At 67.4% G+C, this 20017-nt stretch carries 17 protein-coding genes; 8 read left to right on the plus strand and 9 right to left on the minus strand.

The features are described from left to right. Positions 1-21: 21 nt before the first annotated feature. Positions 22-1056, minus strand: coding sequence for an aspartate-semialdehyde dehydrogenase (locus ACOYJQ_RS05520; protein WP_433456998.1), 1035 nt, complete (start codon positions 1054-1056; stop codon positions 22-24). Between the two features lie 433 nt (positions 1057-1489). Between ACOYJQ_RS05520 and ACOYJQ_RS05525 the strand changes: the two genes are divergently transcribed. The 3 genes from ACOYJQ_RS05525 (at position 1490) to ACOYJQ_RS05535 (ending at position 5471) form a co-directional block, all read left to right on the plus strand. Then, complete coding sequence (locus tag ACOYJQ_RS05525; protein ID WP_433456999.1) at positions 1490-3214, plus strand: heparinase II/III family protein; 1725 nt, start codon at positions 1490-1492, stop codon at positions 3212-3214. 110 nt (positions 3215-3324) lie between these two features. Beyond that, on the plus strand, positions 3325-4917 hold the full coding sequence (gene purH / locus ACOYJQ_RS05530; RefSeq protein ID WP_433457000.1) for a bifunctional phosphoribosylaminoimidazolecarboxamide formyltransferase/IMP cyclohydrolase: 1593 nt from the start codon (positions 3325-3327) through the stop codon (positions 4915-4917). A 68-nt stretch (positions 4918-4985) separates the two neighbouring features. Further along, positions 4986-5471, plus strand: coding sequence for a peroxiredoxin (locus ACOYJQ_RS05535; RefSeq protein WP_433457001.1), 486 nt, complete (start codon positions 4986-4988; stop codon positions 5469-5471). Positions 5472-5480: 9 nt separating this feature from the next. On the opposite strand, the gene ACOYJQ_RS05540 is transcribed toward ACOYJQ_RS05535, so the two are convergent. After that, the gene (locus ACOYJQ_RS05540) at positions 5481-6131 is read right to left on the minus strand and encodes a ribonuclease HII (RefSeq protein ID WP_433457002.1); all 651 of its coding nucleotides are present in this window, start codon (positions 6129-6131) and stop codon (positions 5481-5483) included. Further along, positions 6098-6730, minus strand: a complete 633-nt coding sequence (locus tag ACOYJQ_RS05545) for a S24 family peptidase (RefSeq protein WP_433457004.1) — start codon at positions 6728-6730, stop codon at positions 6098-6100. Before ACOYJQ_RS05545 ends, ACOYJQ_RS05540 begins: the two co-directional genes overlap by 34 nt. Positions 6731-6971: 241 nt before the next feature. Here ACOYJQ_RS05545 and ACOYJQ_RS05550 point away from each other — a divergent pair, with 241 nt between their 5' ends. Then, on the plus strand, positions 6972-8081 hold the full coding sequence (locus ACOYJQ_RS05550; RefSeq protein WP_433457006.1) for a quinone-dependent dihydroorotate dehydrogenase: 1110 nt from the start codon (positions 6972-6974) through the stop codon (positions 8079-8081). Here ACOYJQ_RS05550 and pepN read toward each other — a convergent pair. Then, positions 8062-10716: an aminopeptidase N gene (pepN, locus tag ACOYJQ_RS05555; protein WP_433457007.1), complete on the minus strand. Its 2655-nt coding sequence runs from the start codon at positions 10714-10716 to the stop codon at positions 8062-8064. The genes ACOYJQ_RS05550 and pepN overlap by 20 nt on opposite strands. A gap of 245 nt (positions 10717-10961) precedes the next feature. Between pepN and ACOYJQ_RS05560 the strand changes: the two genes are divergently transcribed. Further along, entirely contained in the window at positions 10962-12875 is a 1914-nt protein-coding gene (locus tag ACOYJQ_RS05560) for an ABCB family ABC transporter ATP-binding protein/permease (protein WP_433457008.1), read from the plus strand. Positions 12876-12911: 36 nt separating this feature from the next. Here ACOYJQ_RS05560 and sseA read toward each other — a convergent pair whose 3' ends face one another. The 3 genes from sseA to ACOYJQ_RS05575 all read right to left on the minus strand — a co-directional run bounded on the left by sseA (position 12912) and on the right by ACOYJQ_RS05575 (position 15978). Then, the gene (gene sseA, locus ACOYJQ_RS05565; RefSeq protein WP_433457009.1) at positions 12912-13787 is read right to left on the minus strand and encodes a 3-mercaptopyruvate sulfurtransferase; all 876 of its coding nucleotides are present in this window, start codon (positions 13785-13787) and stop codon (positions 12912-12914) included. Between the two features lie 197 nt (positions 13788-13984). Then, positions 13985-14515, minus strand: a complete 531-nt coding sequence (gene infC / locus ACOYJQ_RS05570; RefSeq protein WP_433457010.1) for a translation initiation factor IF-3 — start codon at positions 14513-14515, stop codon at positions 13985-13987. Between the two features lie 185 nt (positions 14516-14700). After that, positions 14701-15978, minus strand: a complete 1278-nt coding sequence (locus ACOYJQ_RS05575; protein ID WP_433457011.1) for a glycosyltransferase family 4 protein — start codon at positions 15976-15978, stop codon at positions 14701-14703. Positions 15979-16078: 100 nt separating this feature from the next. Here ACOYJQ_RS05575 and ACOYJQ_RS05580 point away from each other — a divergent pair, with 100 nt between their 5' ends. Then, complete coding sequence (locus ACOYJQ_RS05580; protein ID WP_433457012.1) at positions 16079-16822, plus strand: alpha/beta hydrolase; 744 nt, start codon at positions 16079-16081, stop codon at positions 16820-16822. 69 nt (positions 16823-16891) lie between these two features. Here the strand turns inward: ACOYJQ_RS05580 and ACOYJQ_RS05585 are convergent, their stop codons facing one another. Beyond that, entirely contained in the window at positions 16892-17158 is a 267-nt protein-coding gene (locus tag ACOYJQ_RS05585) for a DUF1150 family protein (RefSeq protein ID WP_433457014.1), read from the minus strand. A 140-nt stretch (positions 17159-17298) separates the two neighbouring features. Next, entirely contained in the window at positions 17299-17727 is a 429-nt protein-coding gene (locus ACOYJQ_RS05590) for an Hsp20 family protein (protein ID WP_433457015.1), read from the minus strand. 162 nt (positions 17728-17889) lie between these two features. On the opposite strand from ACOYJQ_RS05590, the gene ACOYJQ_RS05595 reads away from it, so the two are divergent. Then, positions 17890-18804, plus strand: a complete 915-nt coding sequence (locus tag ACOYJQ_RS05595; RefSeq protein WP_433457016.1) for a cation diffusion facilitator family transporter — start codon at positions 17890-17892, stop codon at positions 18802-18804. A 112-nt stretch (positions 18805-18916) separates the two neighbouring features. Next, the gene (locus ACOYJQ_RS05600) at positions 18917-19990 is read left to right on the plus strand and encodes an ArsR/SmtB family transcription factor (RefSeq protein WP_433457017.1); all 1074 of its coding nucleotides are present in this window, start codon (positions 18917-18919) and stop codon (positions 19988-19990) included. Positions 19991-20017 lie beyond the last annotated feature (27 nt).

Below are 20017 nucleotides of genomic sequence, written 5' to 3' on the forward strand. Positions count from 1 at the left end.
GGGTCTTCGATGGTGGGGAGATCACGCCGCCTGCGCGCGGGGGCTGATGAGCTTGCGATTGATCAGAACTTCCGCGATCTGCACGGCGTTGAGCGCCGCGCCCTTGCGCAGATTGTCAGCCACCACCCAGAATGCAAGACCATTCTCGACGGTAGCGTCTTCACGGATGCGCGAGATATAGGTCGGGTCCTCGCCGGCAGCCTCGTGGGGCGTGATGTAGCCGCCGTTCTCACGCTTGTCGATCACGAGGCAACCGGGCGCCTGACGCAGGATTTCCCGCGCCTCGTCGGCCGTGATCGGCTTCTCGAACTCGACGTTCACGGCCTCCGCGTGCGAAATGAACACCGGCACGCGCACGGCCGTGGCGGTAAGCTTGATGGCGGGATCGAGAATCTTCTTCGTCTCGGCCATCATCTTCCACTCTTCCTTCGTGTAGCCGTCTTCCATGAACACGTCGATGTGCGGGATGACGTTGAAGGCGATTCGCTTGGTGAACTTGCCGGGCTGCACCTCGCCGGTGGTGAAGATGGCCCGCGTCTGCGAGAACAGTTCGTCCATCGCGTCCTTGCCCGCGCCGGAGACCGACTGGTACGTCGCCACGACGACGCGCCTGATGGTCGCCGCATCGTGCAGCGGCTTGAGGGCCACGACGAGCTGGGCGGTGGAGCAATTGGGGTTGGCGATGATGTTCTTCTTCGAGAAGCCGGTGATGGCGTCCGCGTTCACCTCGGGCACGATCAGCGGCACGTCGCTGTCGTAGCGCCAGGCGGAGGAATTGTCGATCACCACCGCGCCCTGCGCGCCGATCCTCGGCGCCCACTCGCGCGCGACGTCGCCGCCGGCGGACATCAGGCAGATGTCGGTGTCGGAGAAATCGTAGGTTGCGAGATCCTTGGCCTTCAGCGTCCTGTCGCCGAAGGAGACATCCTGCCCCAGGCTGCGGCGCGAGGCGAGCGCCACGACCTCGCTCACGGGAAAGGCGCGCTCGGCCAGAATATCGAGGATCTCGCGGCCCACGTTTCCGGTGGCGCCGACCACGGCGATCTTGAAGCCCATCGTATGGTATCTCCTGTTCAACCTCTCCCGGAAACCGATGCCGCTTTCGGCATCTCCTCTCTCGTGCCAGGGGGAGAGAGGTCCGGGTACGAGCGCAGAAGTCAGCGGGCCGTCGACGTAATCGTCGTGCCGATGAAGATGGTTTTCGTTTTTTTCGTCAGAACGAGAGCCATCGCGGACTTTTCGCCACCTGCGTCGTGTTGGAACATGCCCCGGAAGCTGCCGGAGCCTCCTTTTCGAGCCCGATATTCCCAACATCGCCCACGGCTTTTGTCAAGCCGTTTCTTTGCCGCCTGATTCACCCGCCGGTGCGCGTGCGGATCGCTGCACATACAGTTCAGTTAACCTTTTGCCCCTATATGTTAGCTTGAGAAGTGCGAGCCGGGGCGCGGTCGTGTCCCGGTTCGGTGCCTGGAAAGGACGGACTGAAGCCGTGGGTTGGGAGCAGCACAGGTGGCGGCTTTACGGGCTTGCTCTCGCCAGGGCCGGCCGGCGCGCCTTTGGCCTTGTCCTGCACGGCATCGCGGTGCTGGATATCCTGCGCCGCCGCGCGCCCGAACGGGTGGTGATCGCGCCGCAGGATCTGCGCACCGCCGATCCGACGGCGGCCACGGATATTTACGCCGGTTACTTTTCGCTGGCGGGGCAAACCGTCGACAGCCGTGGACGCTCGCCCTTCGAGGCGGAGCCGCCCTCGGATGCATGGGCGGAAGCGCTGGCGAGCTTCGGCTGGCTGCGGCATCTGGGCGCAGCCGATTCCGCGCTGGCCCGCGCCAACGCCCGCGCGCTGGTGGACGATTTCCTGTCGGCGCGGCTCGACCGGCGCGGCGTGGCCGCCCGGCCCGCCGTTGTCGCCCGCCGGCTGCTGGCCTTTCTGAGCCAGTCGCCGCTGGTGCTGGACGGCGCCGATCACGCCTTCTACCGCCGGTTCATGCGCGGGCTGGCGCGCGGCGTGCGGCAGCTTTCGGGCGGCGTGGCGGGCGAACTGCAAGGCGAGAAGAAGCTCATCGCGCTCATCGCGCTGGCGATGGCGGGGCTGTGCCTCGACAATCTCGGCCGGCTGCAACGCCATGCGAGCCGCAAGCTCGGCGAGGAGCTGGCGCTCCAGATCCTGCCCGACGGCGGCCATGTCAGCCGCAATCCGCGCGTGCTCGTCACCCTGCTGACGGAGCTGCTGCCGCTGCGGCAGGTCTATGCGGCCCGCGGCGTCTCGCCGCCGCCGCAGATGCTCGGCGCCATCGACCGCATGATGCCGATGCTGCGCCTGTTCCGCCACAGTGAGGGGTCGCTTGCGCTGTTCAACGGCATGGGCAGCACGCAGGTGGACCTCATCGCCACGCTTCTCGCCTATGACGACACGCGCTCGCGCGCCATCCGGCATGCGCCCCATTCCGGCTATGAGCGGCTGGAGGCGGACGATCTGGTGCTGATCGCGGATGTCGGCCGGCCGCCGCCGCCGTCCCATGCGGGCGAGGCGCACGCGGGCTGCCTGTCGTTCGAGCTGAGCGCCGGGCGCTCGCGGCTCGTCGTCAATTGCGGCGCGCCGCGCCACGGCAGCCTTTTCCCGCTGTTCGCGGCCCGCTCCACGGCGGCGCATTCCACGGTGACGGTGGGCGACGTCTCGTCCTGCCTGTTCGCCGGGGCGGAGAGCGGCGCGTCCCTTCCGGCGCGCCTCGATCGCTGGCTGGGGCGCTGGCTCGGCTCGCCCGTCCTGGGCGGAGTCGAGAACGTCGAGGTTCATCGCGACGTGGCGACGGGGGGCATCGAGACGCTCGGGGCCGCGCACGACGGTTATCGCACGCGGTTCGGCCTCGCGCACCGGCGGCGCTGGCGTCTGGACGGCGTGAACGGCGTCCTGAGCGGCGAGGATACGCTCATCACGGCCGGCTCGATCCCGGAGGGCCTGTCCGCGACGGCGCGTTTTCATCTGCATCCGCTCGTGCGCACCAGCCGTTCGCACGACGGCCACGCCGTGCTGATGCTGCTGCCGGACGGGCAGGGCTGGTCTTTCGATTCGGAAAGCGGCACGCTGTCGATCGAGGAGAGCGTGTTCCTGTCGTCCGTCGACGGGGCGCGGCGCGGGGAGCAGATCGTCGTCACCTTCGATCCGGCCGAGGTGCCGCGCCTGCGCTGGCGCTTCGCCCGGCTTGAAACCTGAAAGGGGCAATCGGGGCATTTTTCCGTTCCGCGAACGGGAAAAATGTTCTAGAGCAGCGTCATGAGGCGGATTCTCCGCCCGCCCGCGTTTTCTCGTGCTGGACGTTTCTCATGCCCCATGATCGCAAAGTCGTCACGCGCGCCCTTTTGTCCGTGTCGGACAAATCGGGCCTCATCGGTTTCGCCGGCGCTCTCGCGCAGCACGGCATCGAACTGGTCTCGACGGGGGGCACGCACAAGGCGCTGGTCGAGGCCGGCCTCGCCGCCAGAGACGTCACCGACGTCACGCAGTTTCCCGAGATGATGGACGGGCGCGTGAAAACGCTGCATCCGGCCATTCACGGCGGCATCCTGGCCGTGCGCGGCAATCCCGAGCATCAGGCGGCCATGCTCGCCCACGGCATCGCGCCCGTCGATCTCGTGGTGGTGAACCTTTACCCCTTCGAGGAGACGGTGGCGCGCGGCGGCTCCTTCGACGACTGCATCGAGAATATCGATATCGGCGGGCCGGCCATGATCCGCGCCGCCGCCAAGAATCACGCGGATGTGGCGGTGATCGTCGATCCCGCCGATTACGAGGCGTTGCTGGCGGAACTTGCGGCCAACGCCGGCGCCACGACGCTGGCGCTGCGCCGGCGCTTCGCCCAGAAGGCCTATGCCCGCACCGCCGCCTACGACGCCGCCGTGTCGAACTGGTTTTCGGGCGTCGAGGGCGTCGTGAGGCCGGACTTCCGCGCCATCGGCGGCCGCCGCGCGCTCGACCTGCGCTATGGCGAGAACCCGCACCAGCAGGCGGCTTTCTATGCCGCGCCTGAGCGGCGGGCCGGCGTCGCCACCGCGCGCCAGTTGCAGGGCAAGCAGTTGTCCTACAACAATATCAACGATACGGACGCCGCTTATGAGGCGGTGGCGGAGTTCGATCCGCGACGCACGGCGGCGGTGGTGATCGTCAAGCACGCCAACCCCTGCGGCGTCGCGGAAGGGGCTTCGCTCACTGACGCTTACGACAAGGCGCTGCGCTGCGATCCCGTTTCCGCCTTCGGCGGCGTGGTGGCGCTGAATCGCACGCTCGATGCGGAGGCGGCGCGCCGCATCGTCACCATCTTCACCGAGGTGATCATCGCGCCCGATGCGACGGAAGAGGCCATCGCCATCGTCGCTGAAAAGAAGAATCTGCGGCTGCTCCTGGCTGACGGCGTGCCGGACCCGCGCGGCGGCGGGCTCGCCGTGCGCACCGTCGCCGGCGGCTTTCTGGCGCAGACGCGCGACAGCGCCGTCGTGGACGACATGGATCTGCGCGTGGTGACGCGGCGCGTGCCTTCCGATGCCGAACTGGCCGATCTGCGCTTCGCGTTCCGCGTCGCCAAGCATGTGAAGTCGAACGCCATCGTCTATGCGCGGGACGGGGCGACGGTCGGCATCGGCGCCGGCCAGATGAGCCGGGTCGATTCCTCGCGCATCGCGGCCTGGAAGGCGCAGGAGGCGGCGACCGCCGCCGGCGCGGCGGAGAGCTTCGCGAAGGGATCGGTCGTGGCGTCCGACGCCTTCTTCCCCTTCGCCGACGGTTTGCTCGCGGCGGCGGAAGCGGGCGCGACCGCGGTCATCCAGCCCGGCGGCTCCATTCGCGACGACGAGGTGATCCGCGCCGCCGACGACGCGGGGCTCGCGATGGTGTTCACGGGATATCGGCATTTCCGCCATTGAACTGCCGCAATGCGGGGTGGTATCCTCCGCCCCGTTCTGACACCGATTTTAATTTCAGGGATGCAGCCATGACCATCGCCGTCGGAGAGCGTTTGCCGCAGACAACCTTTCGCGTCATGACCGCCGATGGGCCGGCCCCGCGCACCACGGATGACATTTTCAAGGGCAGGCGTGTCGTGCTCGTGGGCGTGCCCGGCGCTTTCACGCCGACCTGCCACCGCAATCACGCGCCCGGCTTCGTCGCCAATGTCGACACTTTTCGGGAAAAGGGCATCGACGCGGTGCTGCTCACCAGCGTCAATGACGTGTTCGTGCTGGAAGCCTGGTCCAAGGCGCTCGGCGCGGACGGCAAGGTCGAGTTTCTCGCCGACGGCAGCGCCGATTTCGCCCGCGCCACCGGCCTGCTGTTCGACGGCTCCGGCTTCGGGCTGGGCCCGCGTTCGCAGCGCTACGCCATGATCGTCAACGATGGCGTCGTCGAGGCGCTGAACGTGGAAGAAGCTTCCGGCCAGGTGCAGGTGGCGGGCGCCGAGCACCTGCTGGAACGCCTCTGACGATCTCTCTCAGCGCGGGCGCAGCGGCGCGAAGCTGAGGCGGTGGAACGGGCAGGGGCCGAGAGCCGTCAGCGCCCGTTTGTGCGCCGGTGTCGGATAACCGACATGGCCGGCGAAGCCGTAGGCGGGATAAGCGGCGCCGAGATGGCGCATCAACCCGTCGCGCGTTTCCTTCGCCACGATCGAGGCGGCGGCGATCGACGCCACGCTGGCGTCCCCCTTGACGATGGTCTCCACCCGGCAGGGAAGCGGCGGCGGATCGTTGCCGTCGACGAGCGCGACGGTTCGTTGCGCGTCGCACGTCGCGAAGGGCAGGGCGGCGAACGCCCTCGCCATGGCCGCCAGCGTCGCCTGACGGATGTTGATGCGGTCGATCTCGGCCGCCGGCACGCAGGCGATGCCGACATGGGCGCTGGCGAGAATCTGCACGAAGAGTTCCCCGCGCCGGCGCTCCGTGATCCGCTTCGAATCGGCCAGTCCCTCGGGCACCCGCGCGGGATCGAGCACCACGGCCGCCGCGACGACGGGGCCGGCGATCGGCCCGCGCCCCACCTCGTCCATGCCGACGAGAGGGCCGAGCCCTTGCGCCAGCAGGGCCGTTTCCAATGCGAAAGATGCGGTGCGCGTCACTGGCTGGCCCAGATGATGCGCGCCATCCACGCGATATCCGCCTCCGGCAACACGCGGTCCTCGTGTTCGGGATTGAACGAGCGCAGTTCGATCGTCCGCGCGGTGCGGCGCTTGAGTTCCTTCGCCATCACCTCGCCCTGCATGGTGCGCACGACGACGCGGTCGCCCCGGCGGATGCTGGCCGCGGGAGAGACGACGATGACGTCGCCGTCGCGATAGACCGGGAGCATCGAATCGCCCGAAATCTCCAGCGCGAACACCTTTTCCTTGCCCATGTCGGGAAAGGCGACTTCCTCCCAGCTTCCGCCGACGGGGAAGCCCCCGTCATCGAAAAAGCCGCCGTTGCCGGCCTGGGCGAAGCCGATCAGCGGCAGGTTGCGCGCCGATGTATATTGGCCGTGGCGCGCGACGAGCGCCATGAATTCGTCGAGTGAGGCGCCGGTAGCGTCGAGAACCTTGGCGATGGATTCGGTGGACGGCCAGCGCGGACGGCCGTCCGCCGCCCGCCGCTTCGAGCGGTTGAACGCCGTCGGATCGAGCCCCGCCTTGCGCGCGAGCCCGGACGGCGACAGGCCGCGCTGCGTCGCGAAAGCATCGATAGCCGACCATATCTGGTCATGAGAGAGCATGATCGGAAGCCATGTTGAGCATACGAGGGGTTCCCCGCGCGCCGTTATATAATCAGAAAGTGTTCTAGGACTCAATTCTTATCATGGGATATATTTCAGTCCAGCCGCTGCCGCAATGCATTTCCTGTACGGATTTTGCCTCTGCCCGCGGCGTTTCCGCCCCGGCGCGCGGCTTGTTTTCGCGGCCGGGCGGTATCATACAGGACGGGCATGGTGCCGGTTGCGGAGGAAGAGAATGGCGATGAGGGGCTTGGAACGGCTGATTCGGCCTTTCCTGTTTGCGCTGGACGCGGAGACGGCGCACAGAATGACCGTTCGCACGCTGGCTGCCGTGCGGCTGCCGCCTTCGGCGCCCGATGACGCGGCGCTGCATGTCGAGGCGTTCGGCCTGAAATTCCCCAATCCCGTGGGCCTCGCCGCCGGTTTCGACAAGAACGCGGAAGCGCCCGATGCGATCCTGGCGACGGGCTTCGGCTTTGCCGAGGTGGGCACGCTGACGCCGCGTCCGCAGGCGGGCAATCCGCGTCCGCGCATCTTCCGGCTGGTGCGGGACGAGGCGGTCATCAACCGGCTGGGCTTCAACAACGAGGGCCACGCGGCGGCCCTGCGCCGGCTGGAGGCGCGCGCCGGCCGGCCCGGCATTGTCGGCGTGAACATCGGCGCGAACAAGGATTCGGAGGACCGCGCCGCCGATTACGTCGCCGGCATCACGACCTTCGCGCCTTTCGCGAACTATTTCACGCTCAACGTCTCCTCGCCCAACACGCCGGGCCTGCGCGACCTGCAGCAGGAGGCGGCGCTCGACGATCTCATCGCCCGCGCGATCGCGGCGCGCGACGAGGCGGCGCTGACGCATCCGCGTCGCCCGCTGCTGCTCAAGATCGCGCCCGACCTGTCGCTGGACGAACTCGACGCCATCGTCGCCGTCGCCCGCCGGCGCGGCATCGACGGGTTGATCGTGTCGAACACCACCGTCTCGCGCCCGCCGCTCACCGATGTGCGCCACGCCGGCGAGGCGGGCGGGCTTTCCGGCCGCCCGCTGTTTCCGCTGGCGACCTGGGTGCTGGCGCAGGCGTTCATTCGCGTGGAAGGAGCGTTCCCGATCGTGGGCGTCGGCGGCATCGATTCGCCGGAAGCCGCATGGCGCAAGATCCGCGCCGGCGCGACGCTGGTGCAGCTCTATTCCGCGCTGGTCTACAAGGGGCCGTGCCTCGTCGGCGACATCAAGCAGGGCCTGCTGGCGGCGCTGAAACGCAACAGCACGACGCTGGCCGACGCCGTCGGCAAGGACGCCGCGACGATTGCCGCAGAGCCCCCGCCGGCAAATGCGGTCAGGCCAGCGAGCGCTTGACGATATCCGCCACATCCTTCGACAGCGGCGAGGCGGCGGCGATGCGCCGCAACGCCGCCTCCGCGTGAGCCTGCCTGCCCGGCTCCAGCGTGCGCCACGTCCTGAACGCGGTCGCGAGGCGGGAAGCGACCTGCGGATTGGTCGGATCGAGGCGCAGGATGATATCCGCCACGAAGGCGAAGCCGGCCCCGTCCGCGCGCGCGAACTGCGTCGGGTTCGCCATGGCGAAGCTGCCGACAAGCGCGCGGGCGCGGTTGGGATTGGCGAGGGAAAAGGCCGGATGCGACAGCAGGCCCCGCACCCTGTCGAGCGTGCCGGCCTCGGGAATCGACGCCTGCAAGGCGAACCACTTGTCGAGCACCAGCGGATCATTGCGATAGCGGTCGTAGAAGGCTGCCAGCGCGGCCTCGCGCGCCTCGCCCGCCACGAGGGAAAGGGCCGAGAGCGCGCCGAGCCGGTCGGTCATGTTGGTCGCCGCCGCGAATTGCTTCTGCGCCAGCGCCTCGCCGATGGTCCGGCCCTGGGCCGAACCACCCGCCGTCAGCAGGGAGAGCACGCCGTTGCGCAGCGCGCGTCTGCCGGCCTGCGCCGCATCGGGGCTGTAGGGCGCATCGGTGGCGAGTTCGTCGTAAAGGCGGGCGAGCCTGTCGCCGAGCGCCTGCGCCAACGCCTCGCGCACCGCCTTGCGGGCCGCGAACACGGCGTCGGGATCGATGTCCGCGCCGATCTCGCGGGCGATGTCCGTTTCCCCCGGCAGCGACAGCACCTGCGCGGCGAAGGCGGGATCGCGCAGCGCGCGCGCATCGAGGAAATGGCCCAGCGCCTGCGCGAGACCGGGCGGCACCTCGGCGGCCTGGCCCGCACGCAGCGCCGCGACGGTGCGGATGATGATGCGGGTCGCCACCGTCTGCGCCGCCTGCCACTGGTTGAACGCATCGGTATCGTGGGCGAACAGCACCAGCAGGTCGTCGTCGGGCAGGTCGAGATCGAGAATCACCGGCGCGGAAAAGCCGCGCAGCAGCGAAGGCACCGGCCGCTCCGCGACATCGGTGAAGGTGACGGTGCGCTCCGCCCCGTCGAGCACCAGCACGCCGTTGTCGAACGCGGCATCCGTGGTCGTCAGGGGCAATTCCCGCCCGCTTTCGCCGATGAGGCCGAGCGCGACCGGGATGACCATCGGCTGCTTGTCCGGCTGGTCGGGCGTGGGCGGCGTCGTCTGCGCGAGCGTCAGCGTGTATTGCCGCGCGGCCTTGTCATAGCGCCCGCGCGCGCTGACGCGCGGCGTGCCGGCCTGTTCGTACCATTGCGAGAAAGCGGCAAGATCGCGCCCGCTCGCCTCGGCGAAGCAGGCGATGAACGCCTCGATCGTGGCGGCGGTGCCGTCGTGGCGCTCGAAATAAAGGTCCATGCCGCGGCGGAAGTGCCGGCCGCCGATGAGGGTCTTCAGCACGCGGATCAGTTCCGCGCCTTTCTCGTAAACGGTGGCGGTGTAGAAATTGTTGATTTCCGCGTATTGGCGCGGGCGCACCGGATGGGCGAGCGGTCCGCCGTCCTCGGGAAACTGCGCCGAGCGCAGCACCCGCACGTCCGCGATGCGCTTGACCGGGCGCGAGCGGGCGTCGGACGAGAATTCCTGATCGCGAAAGACGGTCAGCCCTTCCTTGAGGCAAAGCTGGAACCAGTCGCGGCAGGTGATGCGGTTGCCCGTCCAGTTGTGGAAATATTCGTGCGCGATCACCGCCTCGATATTGGCATAGTCGCCGTCGGTCGCGGTGTCCTCGCTGGCCAGCACGTATTTGTCGTTGAAGATGTTGAGGCCCTTGTTCTCCATCGCGCCCATGTTGAAGTCCGACACGGCGACGACATTGAAGACGTCGAGGTCGTATTCGCGGCCGAACACTTCCTCGTCCCAGCGCATGGAGCGCTTCAGGGCATCGAGCGCATAGGCCGCGCGCTCGCGCTTGCCGCGCTCCACATATACGGCGACCTTCACGGCCCGCCCGCTGGCGGTCGTGAACACGTCCTCGACGTGATCGAGATCGCCGCCGACGATGGCGAACAGGTAAGAGGGCTTGGGAAAGGGATCGTGCCACACCGCGAAGTGGCGCCCGTTATCGCCGAGCGCACCGGATTCGACCGGGTTGCCGTTTCCGAGCAGCAGCGGCGTGCCCGCATCCGCCTCGATGCGGGTGGTGTAGACCGACAGCACGTCCGGCCGGTCGAGGAAATAGGTGATGCGGCGAAAGCCGTCCGCCTCGCATTGCGTGCAATAGGTTTCGCGGGAGCGGTAGAGCCCCATCAGCTTCGTGTTGGCGGTGGGGTTGACGGTGGTGTCGATGGTGAGCGTGAACGGCCGCTGCGGAGGACGGTGCAGCACGAACCTGTCCGGCGACACCGTATAGGCGTCGGCGGCGAGCGGCGCGCCGTCGAGGGCCGCGGAGACGAAGACGAGTTCGTCGCCGTCGAGCGCCAGCGACGCCCCGGCGTGGCCGGCCGGGTTGGGGCGCAGCGCCAGCGTCGACGTGATGCGGGTATCGGAAGGATGCAGCCGGATGGTCAGCGCCACCGTATCGATGAGATGATCGGTCGGCTGATAGTCCTCAAGGTGGATGAGGGGGGCGTTGTCGGCAGGCATCGGTTTCGGACTCCGCGATTCGACAGGATGCGTTTTCACTCTGTTCCATCCGGCATCCTGCCTTCCGGCCGTCTCGAATGCAACGGCGCTCACCGGATGGCAGCCATTCGCGGGCGAAGGGTGTTGCGCGGCGGATAAAACACTATATCAGCCGGGAAATAGAGCGCCCTCGCACGACCGCGGACCATCGTCCCGGCCGGTCGTTCGCGTGCGCCGATCGATCCGCAGCATCGGGAACGGGGCAGATGTCAGATCCAGACAACGGCGCGGACGCATCTGGCGCCGCCGGCGACGCGCAGGGCTTCAGGCGCACGCTTGAGGGCCTGTGGCCCTATCTGTGGCCGCACGATCGCGCGGACCTGCGCCGGCGCATCTATTTCGGCTTCCTGCTGCTGCTGGTGGCGAAGATCGTCACCGTGATGATGCCCTACAGCTTCAAATGGGCGGTCGATGCGCTGACCGGCGAAAGCCGGGGAAGCGAAGCCGCCATGCTGGCCGGCGGGGCCGTGTTTCTGACGGTTCTCTACGGCGGCATGCGGATCGTCATGGCGCTGCTGACGCAATGGCGCGACGGGCTGTTCGCCTCGGTGGCGATGAACGCCGTGCGCCGGCTGTCGCTGGAGACGTTCCGTCACATGCATGCGCTGTCGCTGCGCTTCCATCTGGAGCGCAAGACGGGCCGGCTGACGCGCGTGCTGGAGCGCGGGCGGCTGGGCATCGAGGAACTGGTGCGCATGGTCGTGCTGCATCTGCTGCCCACGATGCTGGAGTTCGCGCTCGTTCTCGGCGTGCTGTGGTGGCAGTTCGACTGGCGTTACGCGGCCGTGGTCTTCGTGATGGTTTCGGCCTATCTGGTCTTCACCTACAAGGTGACGGAGTGGCGCATCGACATCCGCCGCCGCATGAACGAATCGGACAACGAGGCCAACACGAAGGCCATCGACTCCCTGCTGAACTATGAAACGGTGAAATATTTCGGCGCGGAGCGGCGCGAGGCGGAACGCTACGATACCTCGCTCGCGCATTACGAGAAGGCGAGCGTCGATACCTATGTCTCGCTCTCGTATCTGAACGGCGGGCAGGCGGTGATTTTCTCCCTCGGCGTCGTCGCGGTGATGGTGATGGCGGTTTATGACGTGCGCGCCGGCACGGCGACGGTGGGCAGCTTCGTCATGGTCAACGCCATGCTGATGCAGCTCTATCTCCCGCTCAATTTCATGGGCATGCTGTATCGGGAAATCCGCCAGGCGCTGATCGACATCGGCGAGATGTTCGCCATTCTCTCGCGCGATCCCGAGGTGAAGGACCGGCCGGACGCGCGCCCGCTCACGGCGCAGGGCGGCGAACTGCGTTTCGAGGACGTGCGCTTCGCCTATACGCCGGACCGCCCCATCCTGCGCGGCGTCAGCTTCACCGTGCCCGCCGGGCGCACCGTCGCCGTGGTCGGGCCTTCGGGCGCGGGCAAGTCGACGCTTTCGCGCCTCATCTTCCGCTTCTACGAACCGCAGTCGGGACGCATTCTCGTCGACGATCAGGATATCGCCGTCGTGCGGCAGGACAGCCTGCGCGACGCCATCGGCATGGTGCCGCAGGATACGGTGCTGTTCAACGACACCATCGGCTACAATATCCGCTACGGACGCCCCGATGCGTCCGACGACGAGGTGGCGGAGGCGGCGAGGTTCGCGCAGATCGACCGCTTCATCCGCTCGCTGCCGCAAGGCTACGATACGCAGGTGGGCGAACGCGGCCTGAAGCTTTCCGGCGGCGAGAAGCAGCGCGTCGCCATCGCCCGCACGATCCTGAAATCGCCGCGCATCCTCGTGCTCGACGAGGCCACGTCCGCGCTCGACACATTCACCGAACGCGAGATCCAGCATGCGCTCGACAAGGTTTCCGAAGGGCGCACGACGCTGGTGATCGCGCACCGCCTGTCGACCATCGTCAACGCCGACGAGATCATCGTGCTCGACAAGGGCGAGGTTGCGGAGCGCGGCACGCACGCGCAGTTGCTGGCGCGGGCAGGGCTTTATGCCGCCCTGTGGAGCCGCCAGCGCGAGGCGGACGAGGCCCGCGCCACCCTTGCCCGCAACGCGGAAGCCGGCGCGGGCTCTCTGCCGCCGGGCGGCCCTGTCGAACGGCAGACGGAAACCGTCTGACATGATTTCAATGGCGGCGTCCATGCGCCACACCCGTCAGGATGCGGTTCGCGCAGGGCCGGTTTCGACCGGCAGGTCGGTGCGGGAGCCCCAATCCGTCCACGAGCCGTCATAAAGCGCGGCGGCGGGCTTGCCCAGCGTGTGCAGGCCCAGCGCCAGCACCGCCGCCGTCACGCCGGAGCCGCAGGTCACGACCACCGGCCGTTCCGTATCCACACCTGCCTGCGCAAAAGCGCGGGCGACCTCATCCGCACTCTTGAACCGGCCGTCGTTGAGCAGTTCACCATAGGGCAGGTTGCGGCTGCCCGGAATGTGGCCGGGGCGCACGCCGGCGCGCGGTTCCGGCGCCTCGCCGCGGAAGCGGGGAGCGCCGCGCGCATCCACGATCTGCGCCGTCTGCCGCTCCAGATGCGCCTGCACGCCGGCGGCGTCCGTCACGGCCTCCAGCGCCCGCCTCACCGCGAAGGTCGCGGGCGGGCGCGCCGCCGCCTCGCCGGCTTCCACGGCCAGGCCCTCGGCCTGCCAGCGCGGGAAGCCGCCGTCGAGCACAAGGACGTTTTCCGCGCCGAAGTGGCGGAATGTCCACCACGCGCGCGCCGCCGAAAACAGGCCCGCGCCGTCGTAGACGACAATCGTATGCGCATCGGAAATGCCCAGCGCACCGACCGCCGCGGCGAAATCGGCGGCGGACGGCAGCGTATGGGGCAGGGGGGAATCGCGGTCGCTGATCGCGTCGATGTCGAATCGCACCGCGCCGGGGATATGGGCGCGCAAGAACTCCGCCTGCGGATCGCGATTCTCCGTCGGCAGATACCATGAAGCATCGACGGCGATAACGGAAGGATCGGCGGCGGCGCCTGCCAGACCGAGCTTTTCGGCCAACCATTGCGGAGAAACGAGCGGCGATGACATGTCAGCACTCCCGGAATGACGGAGAAGGCGAACCGGCAGGTCCACCATTCCAGGATCATTGTGCGCATGCCGCGACGTTCACGCAAGCACCAAATATCTACTCAAACGGTAAATTCACTATACTGGCATGACCCGCCCGACCGGAGCATTCGCCGCTCCGGTCGGATCGGCAAATGCTCCGCCATTCCCGTCGCCCGTTATCTGGGCGCCAGCACCATGGTCATCTGGCGGCCTTCCATCTGCGGTTCGCTTTCCACCTTGGCGGTGTCGAGCACGTCGTTCTTGACGCGCAGCATCAGCTTGTAACCGAGATCCTGATGCGCCATCTCACGGCCGCGGAAGCGCAGCGTCACCTTGACCTTGTCGCCTTCCTCGAAGAAGCGCTGCATCGCCCGCATCTTGACGTTGTAATCGTTGTCGTCGATGCCGGGGCGGAGCTTGATTTCCTTCACCTCGACGGTCTTCTGCTTCTTGCGGGCCTCGGCGGCTTTCTTCTGTTCAAGAAACTTGAACTTGCCGTAATCCAGCAGCTTGCAGACGGGCGGCGTCGAATTGGGCGCGATCTCAACGAGGTCCAGCCCGGATTCCTCGGCGGCACGCAGGGCATCGAAAAACGACACGACCCCGCGATTCTGTCCCTCTTCGTCGATGAGCTGAACTTCACGAACGCCACGGATGTCTCTGTTGGCGCGCGGCCCTTCCTTCTGCGGAACCGCAAGCGATCTCATGGGGCGGCGAATGGCTGATCTCTCCTGTTGATGCCGGACAGCGAAATGGGCAACTCCCGGACCAAACCGAAAAAACCGACTGCCCCCCTGCCACGACGTTCTGTCTCGATGGCAGGAACATTTGCATAAAGCATCACAATGTCAATAGCATCCGGGCGCATTGACATATGAAAATGACATCTGTGTTACCGCGGCAATGCCGGGCGGGGTCCGTCCAGCAGGGATGCATAGACGGCAAGTGTTTCGTTCACCATGTATTCCAGTGAAAAATGGGCCTCGACATGGCCGCGGGCGCGGTCGGTCAGCGCCTGCCGGGCGGAGGCGCCGAGCGCCAGCACCTCGGCGATCGCCGCCGCCAGCGGCGGGGCCTCGCCCGCCGGCACGCGCCATCCCGTGCGCTGCCGGGCCGCGACGTCGGGCGGGCTGAGGACGGTTTCCGGCACGGCACCGAGATCGGAGACGATCACGGGCGCGCCCATCGCCTGCGCTTCCACCGCCACGCGGCCGAAGGCTTCCGGCTCCGTCGACGGCACGACGACCACCGCCGCCGCCTGGAAGGCGGCCGGCATGTCCGCGCAATGGCCGACGCGGCGCACGACATCGCGAAGGCCGAAGCGGTCGATATCCTTGTCGAGCTGACGCACGTAGCCGTCGCGCCCCTGCGGATCGCCCGCGAGCACGAAAACCACGTCGGCGGCCGTGCCGCCGTGCGGCGCATCGTCTTGCAGCAGATGTGCCGCCTCGATCAGCACGCGCTGCCCCTTCCACCCGGTAAGGCGCGCCGCGAGCAGCACGACGCGCTGGTGCGGCGCCACGCCCCATTGCCGCCGCAGGGCCTCGACCCGCTCCGGCGCCACCCTGTCGGGCCGGTAGCGCGTGAGATCGGTGCCGCGATGGATCACCTTCACCCGCCCCGCCGCGAAGGGATGCGCCGCCTCGATGAGCCCGGCGGTGTAGCGCGAATTGGCGATGACCACGTCGCCGCGCGCCATGACCGAATTGTACAGCACCTTGACGGCCGACTTGCCCGAATAGCTGCCATGATAGGTGGTCACGAACGGCAGGCCGAGCGCCCTTGCCGCCGTGAGCGCGACCCAGGCGGGGGCGCGGGAGCGGGCGTGGAGCAGCTCGATGCCCTCCTGCCGGCAAAGGCGGATGAGCCGGCGCGCGTTGAACGCCATCGCCACCGGGTTCTTGCTGCGCGCCGGGAAGGGGATCCAGATGCCGCCGTTGGCCTGCAACTCGCCCACCAGCCGGCCGCCCTCCGTCGCGACGAGCGCGCGCGCGCCGGCGCCCGCGAGGCCGGCGGCAATGTCGACCGTGGTGCGCTCGGCCCCGCCGGCTTCCAGCTCGGGGATGATCTGGAGGATCGTGCGGCCATACAATGGCCGCGGCGTCGTCGGCCGTGGCGTCGCCGCGGACAAACCTGCGGGAATGTTCGATCGCGGGATGGCCGGTCGCATCGGCGGGTTCACCAGTGGTAAGAGAGGCCGGCAGATTCGTATAAATGCCATGCTGATTGCGGAGTCATTTACAGTGAACCAGCCAAACGCACAATTTTTCATGAACGAATCGGCCACCGGCGCCCGTCGTCTTGCGTTTTTGCACCGTGAGGGCGATTCGCCGACCGTCGTGTGGCTCGGCGGCTTCCGCTCCGACATGCGCGCCACCAAGGCGGCCGCCCTCGACGCATGGGCGCGGGACACCGGGCGGGCTTTCCTGCGTTTCGACTATTCGGGACACGGCGAATCGGACGGCCGTTTCGAGGACGGCACCATCTCCGACTGGCTGTCCGATGCGGTCGGCATCATCCGCGCCAAGGCGGGGCCGGCGCCGGTGCTCGTGGGCTCATCGATGGGCGGCTGGCTCGCGCTGCTGGCGGCGCGCGCCCTCGCGCCCACGCCATCGGCGCCTTCCGCACTCGTGCTGATCGCGCCCGCCGTCGATTTCACCGAAAAGCTGATCTGGGCCGCCATGAGCGAGGACGACCGGCGCACCGTCACTGAAACCGGCCAGTTGCCGGTGTCCTCGGCCTACGGCGAGCCTTACCCGATCACGCGGGCGCTGATCGAGGACGGCGCGAGTCACAACCTGTTCGGCGCGCCGATCGAACCCGGATGTCCGGTGCATATCCTGCAAGGCATGGAGGACCCCGACGTGCCGTGGCGCCACGCGCTCGAACTCGTTCAGCACTTGCCGGGCGCGGCCACGACGATCACCTTCATCAAGGACGGCGATCATCGCCTTTCCCGCCCGCAGGACATCGATCTGCTGGTGGCGGCCGTGGCCCGCGCCGTCGCCGCCTGAAGCGGGCATCTATAAAAACAAGCCGCCGCAATCGCTTGCGGCGGCTTTTTCATGTTCCCTGTAATGGAATCAGTGCACGTTCACCGCCTCGAGATCGTGCGCCCAGGCGTTGGCGATGGCGGTATCGCGCGAATCGGTCACCGCGATGGGCGTACCGTCCGCCGCCAGCAGCGCGAAGAGCTTGAGGCCGGGCCTGATGGCCGGCGCGTCGGGGAAGAGCTTTTGCACGTCCTCCGAACGGATGGAGCGGAGATAGGCGACCTTGCCGCCACCGGCGAGGCCGAATGCCTGGACGTCGTCGGCATCGCCCTTGAACTCGAAAGAACTGTTGATCATATCGCACTCTCCTTCAGAAGCAGTCGCGAATTGAGGCATCTCCGCTTTTCCTGAAACGCAGGAATGCCCCATTCATTTGTTTCAACACGATCTTTTCCCGAAAGCATGACCGCTTTCAGGGGATCGCGCCCCGGCCGCGATCAGTCGCGCGCCAGAATATCGATACGCCGGACGATGCGCTGGGCTTCGGGCCGAACGAGATCGATCGACAGGAGCCCGTTGGCGAGGTCGGCTCCCAGCACCTCCATTCCGTCAGCCAGAAGAAACGACCGCTGGAACTGCCTTGCCGCGATACCGCGATGCAGGAACTGGCGGCCCTTGTCCTCGGTCTGACGACCCTTGATAAGAAGCTGGTTTTCCTCCAGCGTGATTTCAAGTTGCTCGCGCGTAAAACCTGCGACAGCGAGCGTGATGCGCAGCCTGTCGGGCGCGCTGCCCTCGCTGGCGATGCGCTCGATGTTGTAGGGCGGATATCCGTCGCTCGCGGTCTTCGTGACCCGGTCGAGCGCGCGCTCGATTTCGTCGAATCCGAGCAGGAACGGCGAAGACAATGATGGCATGCGTGACATGTCCGAAGCCCTTTTGGCACTTCGTTTCGGGATATTCCCGCAGGCCCGCCAACGCAGCACCCGCCGGAAATTGCATGCTATAAGGTATGGCCTTCCGCCGCTCCCGGTCAAGGGCGCGTATCGCCGCGTCCGCCGGGGCGCCCACAGAAGAGGAGTCCGGCCGTGTCCGCCGAAGAGAAGATCCTGCGTGTTTCGGTCCTGATGACGCTTGTCGTTGCCATCGGCGGCATCGTGCTGGGTGCGCTTTCAGGCTCTTTCTCGATCATCTTCGACGGGAGCTATTCGATGATCGACGCAGCGATGAGCGGCCTGTCGCTCGCGGTGGCGCGGCTGATCGCGCTTCATGCCACGGGCAGGATGAACGTCCGCCGTTTCAGGATGGGCTTCTGGCATCTGGAGCCCATGGTGCTCGCGCTCAACGGCATGCTGCTGATGGCCGTGTCCGGTTTCGCGCTCTTCAACGCCATCGCCCTGATCCTCAACGGCGGAAGAACGCTTGAACTCGATTGGGCCATCGCCTACGCGCTGCTGTCGGCCATCGTCAGCTTCGCCATGGCTTTCTACGCCCGCCGCCGCAACAGAAGCCTGCAATCGGCGTTCGTGACGCTCGACGCGCGGGCGTGGGTCATGTCGGGCGGCATCAGCGCGGCGCTGCTCGTCGCCTTCCTGGCGGGGTATGCGCTGGAACGATACGGCCATGCCTCGCTGGTGCGCTATGTCGATCCCGTCGCGCTGGCGGCGATCTGTGTCGTCATCACGCCCTTGCCCTATGCCACGGTGAAGCGCGCCATCCTCGACATCTTCCTCGCCGCGCCGGCCGAACTCGTCGAGCATGTCGAGACGGTGGCCCGCGAGACCGTCAGGCGGCACGGCTTTCGCGATTACGAGGCCTATGTCGCCCGCATCGGGCGCGCGCGCCAGATCGAACTGCATTTCATCGTGCCTCCCGACTATCCCGTGACGGGCGTGCCGCAATTCGACGCCATCCGCAAGGAAGTCGGCGAGGCCATCGGCAATGCCGGGCCGCATCGCTGGCTCACGCTCTCCTTCACCGCCGATCCGAAATGGGCCATCTGAAAACGCCGCTTGCAATTTGCCGGAAATATACATAAACATATCTTTATATGAAAATCGGCACGACGGTCCCGTGGCGGGGGCGTCGTGTCGCGAGCGGAGAGCGGTGCGATCAATGACTTCCGGCAAGGTGTCATCGGCGGCTGTCGTGTTGCGGGGCGGGGATGCCGCGCGCCGGGCGCCGGCCGTCGTTCCGCTGGCGGCGATGCTGGCGGCGCTGAAGGCGGCGGGCGAGGAAACGCGCCTGCGTATTCTCGCGCTGCTGGCCGAGGGCGAACTGAACGTATCCGACCTGACCGATATCCTGGTGCAGTCGCAGCCGCGCATCTCGCGCCATCTCAAGCTGCTGACGGAAGCCGGGCTGATCGAGCGCCAGCGCGAGGGGGCATGGGCCTTTTTCCGGCTGGCGGACCACAGCGCGGGCGCGACGGCGGTGCGCGAACTGGTGGCCCGGCTCGATACCGCCGACCCGCAACTGGAGGCCGACAGGCAGCGGCTGCACGCCGTGCGGGAAACGCGGGCGCAGGCGGCGCAGGCGCATTTCTCGCGGCTCGCGGAGCATTGGGACGAGATGCGCTCCCTGCACGTGCCGGAGGCGGCGGTTGACGCGGCGATCCGCGACATGCTCGGCGCGCAGCCGTTTCATGCGATGCTCGATCTCGGCACCGGCACGGGGCGCATGTTGCAGCTTCTCGGCGGGCGGGCGGAGCGCGCCGTGGGGCTCGACGCCAGCCACGCCATGCTGGCGGTGGCGCGCGCCAATCTCGAACAGGCGGGCCTCGCCCACGTGCAGCTCCGTCAGGGCGACATCCATGCCTTGCCGGTCGAGCGCCATTCCTTCGATCTCGTGCTGATCCATCAGGTGCTGCATTTCCTCGACGATCCCGCGCGCGCCATCCGCGAGGCGGCCGGGGCGCTGGCGCCCGGCGGACGCTTGCTGATCGTCGATTTCGCCGCCCATGAGCTCGAATTCCTGCGCGAGAAGCATGCCCACCGCCGTCTCGGCTTCTCCCGCGAGCAGATGGCGGGGTGGCTGGAGGAGGCGGGCTTCGAGCTGATCGGCCATCGCGATCTCGCGCCTGCCGATCCCGTGCGGGGCGACTCGCTCACGGTATGCCTGCATCTGGCGCGCGACCGGCGCGTGATTACGGACGTTCCCGATTATTCGTCAATTCCGGCCGTTGCCTGACGCATTTCGACATTTCGTTGAAATGCT

This window comes from Pseudochelatococcus sp. (assembly GCF_050946405.1).
In the GTDB taxonomy this organism is placed as follows: domain Bacteria; phylum Pseudomonadota; class Alphaproteobacteria; order Rhizobiales; family Beijerinckiaceae; genus Pseudochelatococcus.

Excerpts from the sequence above, each read along its gene's own strand:
- ACOYJQ_RS05520 (WP_433456998.1), bottom strand. The coding sequence starts at position 1,056 with ATGGGCTTCAAGATCGCCGTGGTCGGCGCCACCGGAAACGTGGGCCGC.
- purH (WP_433457000.1), top strand. The coding sequence starts at position 3,325 with ATGCCCCATGATCGCAAAGTCGTCACGCGCGCCCTTTTGTCCGTGTCG.
- ACOYJQ_RS05535 (WP_433457001.1), top strand. The coding sequence starts at position 4,986 with ATGACCATCGCCGTCGGAGAGCGTTTGCCGCAGACAACCTTTCGCGTC.
- ACOYJQ_RS05545 (WP_433457004.1), bottom strand. The coding sequence starts at position 6,730 with ATGCTCTCTCATGACCAGATATGGTCGGCTATCGATGCTTTCGCGACG.
- ACOYJQ_RS05550 (WP_433457006.1), top strand. The coding sequence starts at position 6,972 with ATGAGGGGCTTGGAACGGCTGATTCGGCCTTTCCTGTTTGCGCTGGAC.
- pepN (WP_433457007.1), bottom strand. The coding sequence starts at position 10,716 with ATGCCTGCCGACAACGCCCCCCTCATCCACCTTGAGGACTATCAGCCG.
- ACOYJQ_RS05560 (WP_433457008.1), top strand. The coding sequence starts at position 10,962 with ATGTCAGATCCAGACAACGGCGCGGACGCATCTGGCGCCGCCGGCGAC.
- sseA (WP_433457009.1), bottom strand. The coding sequence starts at position 13,787 with ATGTCATCGCCGCTCGTTTCTCCGCAATGGTTGGCCGAAAAGCTCGGT.
- infC (WP_433457010.1), bottom strand. The coding sequence starts at position 14,515 with ATGAGATCGCTTGCGGTTCCGCAGAAGGAAGGGCCGCGCGCCAACAGA.
- ACOYJQ_RS05575 (WP_433457011.1), bottom strand. The coding sequence starts at position 15,978 with ATGCGACCGGCCATCCCGCGATCGAACATTCCCGCAGGTTTGTCCGCG.
- ACOYJQ_RS05580 (WP_433457012.1), top strand. The coding sequence starts at position 16,079 with ATGAACGAATCGGCCACCGGCGCCCGTCGTCTTGCGTTTTTGCACCGT.
- ACOYJQ_RS05585 (WP_433457014.1), bottom strand. The coding sequence starts at position 17,158 with ATGATCAACAGTTCTTTCGAGTTCAAGGGCGATGCCGACGACGTCCAG.
- ACOYJQ_RS05590 (WP_433457015.1), bottom strand. The coding sequence starts at position 17,727 with ATGTCACGCATGCCATCATTGTCTTCGCCGTTCCTGCTCGGATTCGAC.
- ACOYJQ_RS05600 (WP_433457017.1), top strand. The coding sequence starts at position 18,917 with ATGACTTCCGGCAAGGTGTCATCGGCGGCTGTCGTGTTGCGGGGCGGG.